This window comes from Paenibacillus sp. sptzw28, from assembly GCF_019550795.1.
Taxonomy (GTDB): Bacteria; Bacillota; Bacilli; order Paenibacillales; family Paenibacillaceae; genus Paenibacillus_Z.
On sequence record NZ_CP080545.1, the window covers coordinates 5725009 to 5740196 of the forward strand.

Here is a 15188-nt window from a genome sequence, read left to right on the forward strand (position 1 = left end):
TAACAGCCATGACCTTTGCTGGCAGCTCGAGAAAGCAGCGGCTAAGCAGGTAAAAGCTGCTTACAAGGATGTCTCAGGCTCAGCTCAGTTGGTTGCGGTAAACGGGAATTTCCTGCTAACAACTTAATCATCGTGGCCGAAGGGTGAATCCCGCCAGTTAACGAACGCCATCCGGCAGTCGATGAAAGGCAGAGCAGAAGAAAGCAGTATAACAGGCGCTTGCAGCCTCGGATTATTCACGGCATACTATCAGATTCCGTTTCCGGGCTAGAGGAGTACCAGTGACCCATTCATTAGTCTGAACAACAAAAAGCACCGAGTGTCATCATGGACACTGCGGTGCTTTTTGTTGTTAATTCCCGGCCGGGCAATCCGGCGCTACTTCAGCATGGCGCCGAGGTGGCGCGCCGCTTCGATAATCGCAGCAGCCTGCTCGCGCATTTTCTCCGGCGTTAACCGGCTTGCCGGACCTGAGACGGATAGAGCCGCCGCAAGCTTGCCAGCCCGGTTGAAGATCGGCGCCGAAACAGCAGCCGCACCCTGTTCTCTTTCCTCAATGCTTGTGGCGTAACCAAGCTTGCGAATCTCCTCTATTTGCTCAAGAAACTGCTTCGTGTCGAAAGAGGCCGGCCACGAAGCGTCATGCAGCAGCTCCTCGCGCTTAGCCGGCTCCTCAAAGGCGATCAGCACCTTGCTGGATGCTCCAACGTAAAGAGGCAGCCTTGCGCCCACCGGCGCCACTCTGCGGACTGCCTGGTTACTCTGCACCGCCTGAATCCGTATCCGTTCATTACCGTCCCGAAGGTATAGGCTGACCGTCTCGCCCAGCATATCCCTCAGCTGCTCCATTTGGGGTAAACATACGATGGCAGGATCGTCCGCTCCCGACATATTCGCCGAAAGCTCCCAAATCCGCAGACCGAGCCGGTAGCGGTCGGAAGCCCGGTCGCGGATAACAAAACCTTTATCTTCAAGGGTAGCGAGCATACGATGAACGGTGCTTTTGTGCAGACCGACATTTTCCGCTATTTCTGTCATCGCCCATTCGTTTCTGTCGGCAAAGCAAAGCAGTATATCAAGTGCCCGTTCGACAGCGCGCACATTCGACTTTCCATCCTCGCTCATGGTTATCCACCCCTATTTGTTTCATTAGGTGAAACTTAGTTACACCTAGTATACCTTAAAAACGGCTCTACGGTAAAGTGAATCATGTCTGTTTTGTTTTTATTTTACAGTCACGTTACGGGACCTTTACATTATATCGACATGCATTGACAGGCCGCTGTCTGAGCCATACCATAGGAATAGAGAACTATAAAGCGTTTTCATACCTACAACTTAAAAGGGGGATTCCAACATGAGCGCAACACTCGTACCCATGCTGCCTGGCGGTGGAAATTTCGCGCCCGGTTTACTCCCTTCCCCCGAGCCTGCGCCGCAACCTGCGGGTAAGGCTTATAGCAGCTCGCGCCGCAAGCATGCAGCGCTTGCAGTCGTTTCCGCTTTTCTCGCACTGGTGATGATCGCCGTGCTTGCTTTCCACGGTTATGTAGCGTGGATTATCGCTCACCCTTATGTCGCCCCGATCACTTCCAACCCGAAACTCGCCAAGGGACTTGATTACAAAGATGTCTCATTCCCAAGTAAGAGCGGACGTACAATCGTTCACGGTTGGTATATCGGTGCGACAACCGGCGCCGCCAGCGTTCCGATCACTAACGCAAATGTGTCCGCCGGCAAACAGTCCGGCGCTCTCACAGCGGCCGCTGAAGCCTCCGGCAAAGGCGCTTCTGGAGCTTCAGTTACAGCAGCGGCACCGGCTCCCTCAACACGAACGGTTGTTTTCAGCCATGGCTACGGAGCAAACCGCGAAGAGACATGGGTGCCGATGTATGATCTTGCCGCTCTTCTACATCGCCTGCATTATAATGTATTGATGTTCGACTACGGTTACGCCTCCGAAGTAAACCGTTCGCCGGCAACGGGAGGCGTTGAAGAATCGCAGCAATTGCTCGCCGCCGTCAATTACGCACGCTCACAGGGGGCTGACCAGGTTATCGTCTGGGGCTTCTCCATGGGAGGGGGTACGGCACTGCAGGCTGCGCTCCAGACCGATTCGTCCGATCGAATCGATGCAATGATTCTAGACAGCTTATTTCTGCCGAGCATGGACGCCATGTATAATAACGTGAGGCAGCACCTGGATCTGCCCCGGTTCCCTTCAATGCCGCTCATCGAGTGGATGCTGCCCTTCTGGACCGGAATACATTTCAATCAAATCCCAGCGCAGCAGGTCCTTCATACCACTTACTCCATCCCGCTGTTTATCATGCACGGAACGGACGACTCCAAAGCTCCCATCATGACCGCCGAGCATATTGCAGAAGGACAATACAACCCATTGTCCCGCGAATGGATCGTACAGGGCGGCAAGCACGAGCTGCTGTTTCAAACACGGCCGAAGGAATACATTCAACGCGCCGCGTTATTCTTAAGCCAGGTTAACGCCGCTTGGAAACCGGCTGTCACGACGTAGGCCGTGTTTCCTAAATGACTCCGATTTCGGTGCATCCGATAACCAGTTTAACAACGAACGTATGCCGCCTTGAATTTCAGGGCGGCTTTTCTTATGCACTAGCGTAAATCGCAGGGAAGTTCTAGCGGACAGCAGCACCACACCATTCCTGTCATAGTCCCTGTCGCCGTTCTCATTCTCCTCCCCTTCCACACCCTCGCCTCGTCTAACCCACGTCCTCGCGCCAGCCGGTTATACCCTCGCGCGTTCTGCTTAGTCAACAAAACAAAAAAGGCCGCCCCCTATTGCCGCGAAAGCCAGCGACTTATGGGAACCGCCTATTGTTACTGCTTCAGCAAAGACAAGAACTCCGAGCGCAGCGCGGCGCTCTTCCGGAACTCTCCTCGAACCGCGGATGTCACCGTCTTGCTGCCCGGCTTCTTGACGCCGCGGGCGCACATGCACAGGTGCTCGCCTTCTACAACAACCATAACCCCGTTTGGGCTGAGCACCTCGTCCATAATGTCCGCGATTTGCGACGTTATACGCTCCTGCACCTGCAGCCGCCGCGTAATCGCTTCAACCAGACGCGCCAGCTTGCTTAATCCGGCGATTTTACCGCTCGGTATATAACCGATGTGCGCTTTGCCGAAAAAAGGAGCCATATGATGCTCGCACTGGCTGTAATAAACAATGTCCTTCACGATAACGAGCTCCTCATGCCGTTCATCGAACGTTACGCCCAGTACGTCGCGCGGATCCACATCGTAGCCCGCGAATATTTCCTCATACATGCGGGCGACGCGCGCAGGCGTTTCCAGCAATCCTTCACGGTCGACGTCTTCCCCAATCAAGCTTAAAATCTGTTTAATATGATATTCTATTTGTGCGTGGTTATCCGAAACGACAGAATTGACGTAATCTTTCTTTCCCGCCAATTGACTCGCATCCTTCCCTGACAAGCGGCAATTCTACTTCCGTCCGCCGCCCGGCCGTTGATTTTTCATCATGTGCTGTGCTTTCTGAAGCTGCTGTTTGTTCATATTGTAGCCCATTTGCTTCGCCATCTTTTGAAGCATCTCCGGATCGCTTTGCATTTTCTCCAGCTGCTTGCGCAAATAATAAACCCCGGCAAAAAAACCTCCCACGGCGCCTACTATGAGCGTCACAACCGAGATTATAATGGTCGTCCACATCGTTCTCTCACCAAACCTTATCTGTTGAAATTTCATATTGCAACCTATCATAGCATGTCCAGACTACCAACCGCAATCCGGGAATCCGCTCGCAGGGTCAACCCAGAACCTGATCGATAAACACCGTATTTCTCTTTGCCAGATCAATCTCCCTGCTCTCGATGGCGTCATTGCTTTCACGCTCCAGCAGGCGCACGATCGGGCGTCCCGGCAGACCGCGGTGTTGTCCGACAACGACACCGGTTTCCCGTGTAGAGAGCTTGACGGATACCCCGTTTGGATAAATGGAGACGACGCGCATAAATTGAACGAGTATCTCACGGTCAAGCTCCTTACCCGACATAGCGAGCATCTGCTCGCAAGCAATGTGCGGCTTCAGACGCTTGCCGTCATGCTCCTTCTGCAGCAAATTGTCGTAAGTGTTGGCTACCGCTACAATCCGCGAGTACAAATGAATATGGTCTCCGGTAAGTCCCCGCGGTGCACCGCTGCCGTCGATATGCTCGTGATGCTGAAGGGCAACATGCGCGATAAGCAGGCTGAACTCCCGCTTCGCCTTCAGGAGCTCAAACCCTCTCCACGTGTGCCTTTTCGGTTCACTCTCGCCATCCTGCGGCTCGCTCGCCGGCTTTCCCAGGTCGTGCAAAAGGGCGCCGATCGCAAGTTCCTTAAGCTGATTCTGATTCAAATTCATGTTCACTCCGAGCAGGGTAGAGATCATACAAACATTCATTGCATGCACGAAATCGGCGTTATCACGCGTGCGGATATCATTCAGTTGAACGAGTACTTCGCGGTTATTTAAAACATCATTAAGGAGATCGTCTATCGCCAAGCTGACTGAGCGGGAATTGAAGTCTTTACCCGATCTGATGGCATCCATGCTCTCAGACATACTGCGGATGAGTGCGCGTTTGGTTTCCTCGGAGAGGATTTCTTCTTCCGGCTCAATGTCGAGCGTCAATGCATCCTGGATATATAAATTCGTAACGCCGATACGTTTAAGCGTGCTAATCATATACACCGTTAACTGAACCCCTGCGGAAAGCAGCACCGTTCCGTTCGTCGCATAGATCGTTTTGCCGAGAAAATGTCCCGGTTCTACCGACTCCATCTCTATATATCTCATGTTGCTCACCCTTTCCCCTCTGACCGTTCAAGCTGCAGCAAATAGGTTTTGATCTCCATTCCGCCGCCATAGCCGACAAGGTCGCCAGAGGCCCCGATTATACGGTGGCAAGGAACAATAAGCGGGATCGGATTCCGATTGTTGGCCCCTCCGACAGCACGTACTGCCTTGGGCTGCCCTATCGATTCGGCAATATTCTTATAGGAGCGGACCTCGCCGAACGGAACATCCAGCAGCGCCTGCCAGACCCTCGTCTGAAACGGAGTGCCCCGGATATCCAGCTTCACGCTGAAAACATCCAATTGGCTGTCAAAATATCGCTTTAACTGGCCGGTCGTTTCGCTAATGACCGGATGCTCCGCCCCGTGAATCCATGGAGTACCGTCCCCCGGGTACCAGCGGTCAGCCCACCTCCGAAGCGGAATTTCCCTGTCGGCATAGCTGCCGAAATCGACATGGCAAAGCCCCTCATCCGTTGCCAGTAAAACAAGCGGTCCGATGGGCGATTCGATCTCCGACCAGTACATGATATCATTCATTACGGCTTGCCTCCCTCTCGGCCCGGCCGGCTCCGTCAGCCGGCACAGCGGCGCTCGTAGCTCCCGCAGCCGCCAGCGCCGCTTTAATCGCCTCCACAACAGCCTCATCGCTCTCGCCTCCGAGAGCCCGCTCAAGAGCCTTCGTCGCCTCCGGACCGCCGATTCTCCCCAGCGACCATGCGGCGGTCGCCCTCAGCTCATAGCGCGGATCATCGCCTAGTACAGCCGTTAGCGACGGCACCGCGCTCGGATCCTTGAAATTCCCAAGCGCGATGACGGCGTTGCGCTGGATCGGCTTCCTGCCGCGCCATGCGGAGGCGCTGGCGCCATAAAGCTCCTTGAACTTCTTATTGCCCATCTTGAGCAGCGGCACGAGCAGCGGCTTCGCCTTCTCGTTATCGGGTTGAAGCTCCGGCTGATGCGTCCAATTCTTGCCGCGGTTCTCCGGACATACGACCTGGCAAGTATCGCAGCCATAGAGTCTGTTGCCGATTTTACGCATCAGCTCGTCCGACACAATGCCTTTGGTTTGCGTTACAAACGAAATACACCGCTGCGCATTGAGCTGTCCCGGCCCGACCAGCGCATCCGTCGGACAGGCGTCGATGCAGGCCGTGCATTCCCCGCAGCTCTCCGTTACCGGCGAATCCGGGGGCAGAGGAAGGTTGGTGATCATCTCGCCAAGGTACACCCAGGACCCCCACTCCGGCGTAATGATTGCGCAGTTTTTACCGATCCAGCCGATACCGGCCCGCTCGGCGACCGCACGGTCCGACAGCGCGCCTGTGTCCACCATGCTCTCGGAGCGGAAGTCCGGCACACGCTCGCGCAGCCAGTCTTCAAGCCTGCCGAGACGCTCGCGCAGCACCTTGTGGTAATCCTCGCCCCAAGCCGAGCGCGAAAGGATGCCGCGCCGTGCCCCGGGCTCCGACTTGGGCGCCTGCTGCAGCTTCGACGGGTAAGCGATCGCAATCGCAATAATCGATTGGGGGTCGTCGAACAGGAGCGCCGGTTCCGTCCGTTTGTCCAGATCCGGCTCCTCGAAGCCGGACTCATACCCAAGCTCGCGGTGCCGCAGCAACCGCTGTTTAAGCTCCCGGAACGGATCGGCGGATGCGACTCCGATTTTATCGATGCCGAGGTCGGCCGCAGCAGCTTTCATCTCCGCTTTCAGCTTCTCCCATGTTGCGCTGCTGCCGTTCACCCGAACCCCTCCTTATTGACTGACGGATGTACTTAATTCAGGTATGTAACCCTGTCTTCGCCACTAATTTGGCAAGTTTCCGCTTTGGCCGTCAATCTACAACCGTTTAATCGCCTCGCGCGCAAGCTCGTCGCAGCGGTTGTTCCACTCGTTGTCGCTGTGCCCTTTCACCTTTACGTAGGTTACCGTGTGCTTCTGCATGAGCGACCACAGCTCCTTCCAGAGGTCCTGGTTCTCCACCGGCTGATTGCGGCTGTTTTTCCAGCCGTTCTTAAGCCAGCCGCGAATCCAGTTCTGCTGAAAGCAGTTCACTACATAAGCCGAATCGCTGTATACCGACGCTTTACACGGCTCCTTCAGCAGCTTAAGCGCTTCAATGACAGCCCGGATCTCCATCCGGTTGTTCGTTGTAGCCGGCTCTGCGCCGGATGCTTCCTTCCGGTGGGCGCCGTAGAACAATACCGCCCCCCAGCCTCCCGGACCCGGATTGCCCGAGCACGCGCCGTCCGTATAAATCATGACATCCTTCAACATTTACAACTCCCACCGCTTACAGCGCATTCAAATTAGCAATCGGCCACAATATAAAATCAGCCCGTCCCCGGATAAGATCCCGCGGCACGGTACCGAACGAGCGGCTGTCTCTGCTCGCCCGGGCGTGACGGTTGTCGCCCATTACAAAATAATGATCAGGCCCGACTTTAACCGGCCCATAATCCAAGTCTTCTATCTCCGTGTCGGTGTATCGCTCCACAACGAGCTCTCCGTTACGGTACAGCTGACCGCCGCGAATCTCAATCGTATCGCCCGGAACGCCGATCACACGTTTTACCAGATATTCCTTCTGATCATGCTCTTCCGAAGGGTCTTCCAAAATTATAATATCTCCCCGTTCAGGCGATTCGAACCGATATGAGTATTTATTGATAAAGAGCCATTCCTTCTCGTATAACGTGGGTTCCATCGAATGTCCTTCAACGGTCGACAAGTTGAACACGAAAAAATGAAGAAGCAATACTACAGTGACTGCAATGACGAGAGTCCTTAGCCAGTCCCACAATTCCTTACGCCAATCCGATTTCTTCCCCGTTCTTTTCTCCGGCTTCCCGGTCTTCCGAATACTCGATTTAACCGCCGCATGTGAGCGCTTGCGCGGCTCGAATGAGGCAGGCTCAGTTCCTTGGAGCGAATCCGGATGATTATCCATACGCTTGTTACACCTCGCCTGTCTGTTTGTGCCATGCCTCGTAATAAGCGTTAACCTGTTCATCATCGAACGGTGCTTGTCCGCTTTCAATTCGCACCATTAACGACTTGAGCCCTTCCGCCACCTTGCGTTTCACTTCAGCCGAATAATGATAGGCGGCTTTATGAATTTCATACTCTTCCTGATCCACGATTAGCGCCGGTCCGCCCTTGGTCACAATAACATCCAGATCGTAATCGATATACGTAAGAATGCTGTTTTGAAAGTAAGGCGGGGATGCGACATTACAATAATAACGCACGCCGTTCTCTTCAATCAGTCCCACAACATTATACCACTGCCCTGGAATAAAGAAGGAAACAGCCGGTACACGGCTGATCCACTGCTTGCCGTCGGCCTCATGGATAGGTGTTTGCCGGTTGATGAACACAAGCATCGACTCCGCCTTATGAGCCGCCGAGAGCAGTTCGCTTGGAACATGCCAATTTTCCAGCCACATCCGGTGCAGATGGCCGTTATGTTTGAAGCTCTTAATTACACTCGGACGATACGTTTCCATCACTGGTGCTCCCATAGAAGTTTTATATGATAAGAAAAGCATATCTGAGCGCCAAAATCAATGACGTCTAAGATATGCTTGTCCATTCTTTTCCTAATTTATAAGACTGCAATAATTGAGAAGGTTAGCCTGCGACGATGCTCAGCTTCTGAAACGAGCGGAAGAAATCCGTCGTCGCATAGCCAAGCGATTCATAAAGCGATAGAATCGGTTCGTTATGCTCGTCCATCGTAACCAAAATTTTCTGCACATTCCGCTGCTCAAAACGCTGCTTGAGGCAGCCGATCAATGACTTGCCAATACCTTGACGCTGAAATTCTGGATGAACGGCAATACGGTAATAGTAACCCTTGTTGTTGTCGATTGTACCGATTACGATCCCGGCAATCTCATTATCAACAGAGGCCACAAGTACCAATTCACTGTCCCATGATAGCTGACGGGCAAAGGCTTCCATAGTTTGCTCGTAGCATTCGGCCGACAAAACGGTTTCTAGCAGTTGGATCACAGGCTGGTAATCGGACAATTGGAAAGAACGAACGTCCATAACTCAAACCCCTCTATTCGCATTATAAAAAATTTAGGTAATATTAATAATACGACAAATTCGTTCGAATTCCTTCTAAAACGTTAAAAATTCCTTAAAAAATTAACAAAATAGCTGGAATGCTGTTGAAAGCGCTTAATAGGAAGCGTTTTCATTGTTATTTCGTTACCTTTTGTCATAAATTAGTGTCAATACTAGCGTTCGGGCAGCCCAACTGGCTCCGCTTGTTTCTTAATGGAGCAAGGGTCACCAGATACGAAACGGCACGAATTTTTGTTCAATGTCGACAAAATCTGCAGTTTTAAAGAAGAAACGGATAGCTGCTCCTTGCGAAGATTAAAATTTCCTTCCCCTGCTCCATGATCTATAAAAAAGCCCCGGATTCCTCTCATCCGGAGCCTTCGTTATAGCTTCATCGAAGTTGCTTTTGCCTGTCCATACGGGCCCAGCTTGTCCCAAATCTTCCGGTGCATACTGAGTCGTATACAGAGCGCTGCCGGCAGACTCCGGTACCTTGTACCAAGCTGATATCCTAGAAACTTGGCAGCCGATTCGGCGATCAGTCTCACCGTCCACAGCCATTTGCGCTCTTCATACAGAGCAGACAGCTGCGCCCGCAGCAAGCGGGACCCTTCTCTGCCTACTGCCGAATATTGAAACACCCATTCATTGTTCCGCATGGATACCCCGTTGTCGAAAAATCTCCGGAACTGCTGCTTCAGGGTGTAATCATGCGAATGAATAACCCGCGCTTCCGCCGCATAAGCGACGCTGTAGCCTTGGAGAATGCATTTTGCCGCGAAAAACAAATCCTCATTGAAGATTACCGGTTCAGGAAAGCGACCCGCCTCGTAAAATACTTCCTTGCGGTAAGCCGCGCATACGTTGGAGCAGAAGAATGTCTTGACGCCCATCCGCGGGATGTCGGACTTATCTTTCTTCATTGAATGCTCCGGATAATTAAAGCCGCGGGAAAGACGCTCCAATATATTCGCATCGGGTCTCGGAAGCTGCCTTCCGTAAACGCAAGACGTCTTCTCGTCTGCGAATGGCTTCACCAGTTCCTCCAGCATCCTGTCGTCAGAAGGTAAAGCATCCTGCGTCATAAAGACGAAGACATCGCCCCGTGCCAAGCCGGCTGCATAGTTCCGGGTACCTCCATGGTCGAATTCGCTTTGCAGTACGGTAAATACCCGAGCTCCCGCACGTTTGGCAGCATCGGCTGTACCGTCGGTCGAAGAAGAGTCAACTACGATGATTTCATAAGGCGCCAGCGTCTGGCGCTGAAGCTTCAGCAGAAGCTCCCCGAATAAGGGTCCTGCATTATAGGTCGGAATAATGACCGAAACAAGGTGCGGCATCGACATCGGCATTAGCATTTCCATATTAGTATGCATTTTTATTGATAAGACCCTTCGTAACCGTCTTGACGATAATCTTCAAATCGAAGAAGAAGGTCCAATTCTCAATATAGAAGAGATCGTGCATAATCCGCTCGTGGATCGATGTATCGCCGCGTAGACCGTTCGTTTGCGCCCAACCGGTGATGCCCGGACGGATATGGTGTTTGATCATGTATTTCGGAATTTCCTCTTTGAACTGTTCGACGAAGAACGGGCGCTCCGGGCGCGGACCCACCACACTCATATGTCCGGCAAGAACATTGAAAAATTGCGGCAGCTCATCCAGGCTCGTCTTACGAATGAACGTCCCGAACCGCGTACGCCGCGGATCGTTCTGGGTCGTCCACTGCGTATCGGCCGTACCCGGATCGGACACGTGCATCGAACGGAACTTGAACATGTTGAAGTTACGGCGGTCAAGACCCATTCTCTCCTGCTTGAACAAGACAGGTCCCGGAGAAGTAAGCTTGATGCCGATATAGACAAAGAGCATAACTGGTGAGGTTATTATGATTGCTATAAGCGAAAAAATAATATCAAACGCCCGTTTGAGCAGCCTGTTGCTCAACTCATCAAGGGGAACGTCCCTGACATTAATAAGCGGCATACCTGCAAAATTATCGAAGAAAGGCCGTGCCGGAAGCAGGTCGAAGAAGTCGGGTATAATTAGCGTTTTTACGCCTGTTTTCTCGCATTTATCGATAATGAAGGCATATTTCTTGTGCGCTTTCAAAGGCAGCGCAATAATAACCTCGTCTATCATGAACTTGTCGAGAATATTATCCAGGTCGTCCATCGTTCCAAGAATGGGCTTCATGTGGCTGTGCGCATCGGCATGGCCGCTCTGATAATCGTCAAGAAAGCCGATCACCTCGTAGCCCAGCTCCGGATGCTGCATGAGGCTGTCGTAGAAGCTGCGGCCCACCGCACCGGCGCCCAGTATAAGAACATAACGCTTATTGAAGCCTTTGCGGCGGAGATTGAAGAGGATAATCTTAAGCGCATACCGGTAAGCGATCATGCCGGAAATGTTAGTCGCGATAAATATCGCCAGAAACTCCCGTGATATATGTACTTCTTTGGCAATGAAGAGCAGGCTCAGCAAGCCGAGGAAGCTGAGTCCGTGCACCTGGAAGATTTTCAAAATGTCGAAGGAGAAGCTCTTTCTTCGTCTTGGCGCGTAGAAGCGGACATAGAAACCGATCAATACCGCGGCGAAAGAATAAACCGTGCCCCAGAGAAGATAGTTATTGAACGGCAGCGTATTGTAATGCGTCATCAAGCCGCTGGTGAATTTCAGCCAATATGCCGCCAGGAACATGAGCAGGGTACACAGCAGATCCGCAAGCACATATATCTGGGTTAGAAACCGTTGATTTTGTCGGATCATTCGTCTCTCATTCCTTACTTTCTAGTATCGGGTGTCGAATCTATTACTACTATATCAAAAAAAGAATAGAGAACCAACATCTGAACTACTAGAGTTTTACTTTTCTTTCTTTTATCCGGCGTTGCAAAATTGCTCTCTGTCTCAATAACCGGGGCAGTGATTGGACGATTGCCAGCCAGCATTTCAATAAACCGGGCTCGAACAGCGTTATGTATCCGATTTGCGCGATTTCCAGCGCAATCAGCCGGGGAATAGACAGAAGCATCCTCCAGCCACCGGGTTCATTTTTAATAATGGTATAGATTCGGTTTTGGTACGAATGGCGCCTCAGAAACAAAGGAATTTGTTTGCGGCTGCTGCGTCCCTCATACTTCCAGCCTCGTTCGTGGAGCGCTTTGGCTTCGGCCAGATAATATGACTTCCAACCGAGCAGCCGAGCTCGCCAAGCGACGTCAACATCTTCTTTGTATGCAAAATAGGACTCATCATAGAACTGTCTATCCAGGCTGACGTCTTCAATCATTCTGCGTGCATAAACGCATGCCGCGCCGGATACACCAAATGTTTCACCGGATTCACCCCAGCTCGAAACCGGCTCTCCGGACCCGCAGTCCCATGCCCTGCGCGTGTGCCCCATATCGATGCCCGTGCTGTCAATAATACCGGGATTGGAGGCCAGAACCAGCTGTCCGGTCGCACTGCCGAACTCGGGATGGCTCTCCATCCAGTGGATAAGGATTGACAAGTAGTCAGGTGCAAGCTCGACATCCGGATTTAAGACAAGCACGTAATCGGAATTCGTAAGTCCGATTGCTTGATTCTGCCCAGGTGCAAAGCCGACATTGTCGCGATTCTCGACGAGCTGGACCGGTGGCCCAAAGCGGCGCACTACTTCGCAGGTATGATCTGATGAAGCATTATCGACGACGACAATGCGCTCGGGCGGATGCGACTGCCTCAGTACCGCTTGAATGCATCGCTCAATATCGGATTCACTATTGTAGGTCACGATGCAGACGCTAGCAGTCGCCCGTCGGTTCATTGCTTATCATCCTTTAGATAATGTATTAACGCGTCCCGCCAATGCCGCAAGTCTGTCAGTCCGTTTACCCGGATGGCCGAATGGTCCATAACCGAGAAAGAAGGCCTTGGAGCCGGACGCGGGAATTCATCGGTCTTACAAGGCTCAAGCCGCAGCGACGCGCCGCTCTCCTCGAAGATCGCCTTGGCGAATTCGAACCATGAGCAGACGCCTGTATTAGAAGCATGATAAATGCCGTAATAATCCGTACGAACAAGCTCCAGCAGGAAATGCGCTAGGTCCAGCGTATAAGTAGGCGACCCGATCTGATCGTCAACGACCTTCAGCTGATCGCGCTCGCCCGCGAGCTTAAGCATTGTTTTCACAAAGTTATTGCCATACTTACCGTACACCCATGAGGTCCGGACAATAAAATAGCGGTCATGCAGCGAAGACACCGCCTGCTCGCCGGCCAGCTTCGACTTGCCGTATACCGTTTGCGGGTTAGTAGGGTCGGTTTCATTGTATGCGATTGTCCCCCTGCCGTCGAACACATAGTCCGTACTCACATAGCAGAGCTTGGAACCGCTTTCCCTTGCAGCCAAGGCGATATTACGGGTACCGGCGGCATTAACGCGAAAAGCCTCGTCCGGTTCGGACTCGGCCTTATCGACGGCGGTATAGGCGGCGCAATGGATCACAACATCGGGTTGATAGGCGCTTAGAACTTCCCGGCACTGCTTCAGGTTCGTAATGTCCAGCGCATCACGACCGAAGCCCTGAAGGTCGAAGCCTTCCGCCGAAAGGTTGACTAGCTCAGCACCCAATTGGCCGTTTGCGCCGGTAACCAGTACCTTCAAGCTGCGGCTTGTCATGGATTCGTACCCAGACGCTCACCATACTGCGTCTTATAATACTGCTGATAGGCCCCGGATAGTACCTGCTCCATCCATTCTTTATTGTCCAGGTACCACTGGATGGTCGCCTTAGTACCATTCTCATAATCATATTTCGGCTGCCAGCCCAGCTCGGTGCGAATTTTGTCCGCATCGATCGCATAACGGCGGTCGTGCCCAAGCCGATCTGTAACATATGAGATAAGCGATTCCGGTTTGCCGAGCTCTGCAAGAATCGTTCGCACGACCTGCAGATTGTTGCGTTCGTTGTTGCCGCCGACATTATAGACCTCGCCGGAGCGGCCTTTATGAAGCACCAGATCGATTGCGCTGCAGTGATCCTCCACATAGAGCCAGTCGCGAACGTTCAGGCCGTCTCCATATACAGGAAGCGGCTTGTCGTTCAGCGCGTTCTGAATCATAAGCGGAATCAGCTTCTCCGGGAATTGGTAAGGTCCGTAGTTATTGGAGCAGCGCGTAATATTGACGTCCATGCCGAAAGTCTCGTGATAAGCACGGACCAGCAGGTCAGCCCCCGCTTTGCTGGCCGAGTACGGGCTGTTCGGAGCCAGCGGCGTTTCCTCCGTAAAGAGTCCGGTCTCTCCCAAAGTGCCGTACACTTCATCTGTCGAAACCTGAACAAACTTCTGCACCTTGTACTGCTTTGCGAGATCCAGCAGCGTTTGCGTCCCCAGAATGTTCGTACGAACGAAAATATCCGGCTGCAGAATGCTGCGGTCCACGTGCGATTCCGCGGCGAAGTTTACGACGATATCAATGCCTTCAGCGAATAGCGGCTCCATCGCAGGGCGGTCAGCAATATCGGCCCTTACAAACCGGTAGTTAGGGTGGTTCTCGACCGAACGCAGATTTTCCAGGTTCCCCGCATAGGTCAGAGCATCAACATTAACAATATGGTAATCGGGATACTGCTTCGCGATATAGAGAACAAAATTGCTGCCAATAAATCCGGCTCCACCGGTAATCAATAATTTCATCGTGCTATAACTCACCCTTCATATAGAAAATTGGTTTCCGCCTCAGCCAGAACCGGATGTTTCGTATCTTTCTCAGATAAAACAGGCCTAGCTGTCGGCCAATCGATGTCCAGCGCCGGGTCATCCCAAGCAATACCCCGGTCATGCTCCGGCGAGTAGAGAGCATCCACCTTATACTGAACCTCGCAGTTCGGCACAAGCGTGCAGAATCCATGGGCAAAGCCTTGCGGCACAAGAAGCTGCCGTTTATTCGCTGTGCTAAGAATGAAGCCCTGCCATTGTCCGAACGTAGGCGAACCCTTGCGGATGTCCACCACTACATCATATATCGCACCGGCCGTTACGCGTACCAGTTTTGTCTGGGCTTTAGGGTTCAGCTGATAATGAAGGCCTCTGAGAACGCCTGTTTCAACAGAAAGAGAATGATTGTCCTGCACAAAGGCGTGTTCAATACCGTTTGCTCTAAAAGTCGCTTCATTGTAGCTTTCCAGAAAAAAGCCCCGGTGATCGCCGAATACCGCAGGTTCGATCAGTTTCACACCAGGAAGATTCGTTTGTATGATTTTCATTAGTTCACCTATTCT

At 52.4% G+C, this 15188-nt stretch carries 17 protein-coding genes; 1 reads left to right on the forward strand and 16 read right to left on the reverse strand.

Annotated elements, in window-relative coordinates:
* Positions 1-378: 378 nt before the first annotated feature.
* A complete protein-coding gene (locus KZ483_RS26490) occupies positions 379-1125 on the reverse strand; it encodes an IclR family transcriptional regulator (protein ID WP_220350492.1) in 747 nt (248 codons plus the stop codon).
* A 232-nt stretch (positions 1126-1357) separates the two neighbouring features.
* Between KZ483_RS26490 and KZ483_RS26495 the strand changes: the two genes are divergently transcribed.
* On the forward strand, positions 1358-2536 hold the full coding sequence (locus KZ483_RS26495; protein WP_258881439.1) for an alpha/beta hydrolase: 1179 nt from the start codon (positions 1358-1360) through the stop codon (positions 2534-2536).
* 323 nt (positions 2537-2859) lie between these two features.
* Here the strand turns inward: KZ483_RS26495 and folE are convergent, their stop codons facing one another.
* The 15 genes from folE to rfbC form a co-directional block, all read right to left on the reverse strand.
* Positions 2860-3453 (reverse strand): GTP cyclohydrolase I FolE, encoded by a 594-nt coding sequence (folE, locus tag KZ483_RS26500; RefSeq protein ID WP_220353698.1) that lies wholly within the window; start codon positions 3451-3453, stop codon positions 2860-2862.
* 33 nt (positions 3454-3486) lie between these two features.
* Positions 3487-3747 (reverse strand): YneF family protein, encoded by a 261-nt coding sequence (locus KZ483_RS26505; protein WP_397376134.1) that lies wholly within the window; start codon positions 3745-3747, stop codon positions 3487-3489.
* 61 nt (positions 3748-3808) lie between these two features.
* Positions 3809-4840, reverse strand: a complete 1032-nt coding sequence (locus KZ483_RS26510) for an HD-GYP domain-containing protein (protein WP_220350493.1) — start codon at positions 4838-4840, stop codon at positions 3809-3811.
* A gap of 5 nt (positions 4841-4845) precedes the next feature.
* Positions 4846-5379 (reverse strand): methylated-DNA--[protein]-cysteine S-methyltransferase, encoded by a 534-nt coding sequence (locus tag KZ483_RS26515; protein ID WP_258881440.1) that lies wholly within the window; start codon positions 5377-5379, stop codon positions 4846-4848.
* Positions 5372-6541, reverse strand: coding sequence for a tRNA epoxyqueuosine(34) reductase QueG (gene queG, locus KZ483_RS26520; protein ID WP_220353701.1), 1170 nt, complete (start codon positions 6539-6541; stop codon positions 5372-5374). Before queG ends, KZ483_RS26515 begins: the two co-directional genes overlap by 8 nt.
* A 138-nt stretch (positions 6542-6679) precedes the next feature.
* The gene (rnhA, locus tag KZ483_RS26525) at positions 6680-7114 is read right to left on the reverse strand and encodes a ribonuclease HI (protein WP_220353702.1); all 435 of its coding nucleotides are present in this window, start codon (positions 7112-7114) and stop codon (positions 6680-6682) included.
* Between the two features lie 19 nt (positions 7115-7133).
* Positions 7134-7790, reverse strand: a complete 657-nt coding sequence (gene lepB / locus KZ483_RS26530) for a signal peptidase I (protein WP_220350494.1) — start codon at positions 7788-7790, stop codon at positions 7134-7136.
* A gap of 7 nt (positions 7791-7797) precedes the next feature.
* Entirely contained in the window at positions 7798-8349 is a 552-nt protein-coding gene (locus KZ483_RS26535) for a DUF402 domain-containing protein (protein ID WP_220350495.1), read from the reverse strand.
* Between the two features lie 124 nt (positions 8350-8473).
* Positions 8474-8896, reverse strand: a complete 423-nt coding sequence (locus KZ483_RS26540) for a GNAT family N-acetyltransferase (protein ID WP_220350496.1) — start codon at positions 8894-8896, stop codon at positions 8474-8476.
* A 404-nt stretch (positions 8897-9300) separates the two neighbouring features.
* Positions 9301-10293, reverse strand: coding sequence for a glycosyltransferase family 2 protein (locus tag KZ483_RS26545; protein WP_258881441.1), 993 nt, complete (start codon positions 10291-10293; stop codon positions 9301-9303).
* A complete protein-coding gene (locus KZ483_RS26550) occupies positions 10283-11689 on the reverse strand; it encodes an undecaprenyl-phosphate glucose phosphotransferase (protein WP_220350497.1) in 1407 nt (468 codons plus the stop codon). Before KZ483_RS26550 ends, KZ483_RS26545 begins: the two co-directional genes overlap by 11 nt.
* Positions 11690-11777: 88 nt before the next feature.
* Complete coding sequence (locus KZ483_RS26555; RefSeq protein WP_220350498.1) at positions 11778-12731, reverse strand: glycosyltransferase family 2 protein; 954 nt, start codon at positions 12729-12731, stop codon at positions 11778-11780.
* Entirely contained in the window at positions 12728-13585 is an 858-nt protein-coding gene (rfbD, locus tag KZ483_RS26560) for a dTDP-4-dehydrorhamnose reductase (protein WP_258881442.1), read from the reverse strand. The genes KZ483_RS26555 and rfbD overlap by 4 nt, the downstream gene beginning before the upstream one ends.
* Positions 13582-14604, reverse strand: coding sequence for a dTDP-glucose 4,6-dehydratase (gene rfbB, locus KZ483_RS26565; protein WP_220350499.1), 1023 nt, complete (start codon positions 14602-14604; stop codon positions 13582-13584). The genes rfbD and rfbB overlap by 4 nt, the downstream gene beginning before the upstream one ends.
* An 11-nt stretch (positions 14605-14615) precedes the next feature.
* Positions 14616-15173 (reverse strand): dTDP-4-dehydrorhamnose 3,5-epimerase, encoded by a 558-nt coding sequence (rfbC, locus tag KZ483_RS26570; protein ID WP_220350500.1) that lies wholly within the window; start codon positions 15171-15173, stop codon positions 14616-14618.
* Between the last annotated feature and the right edge of the window lie 15 nt (positions 15174-15188).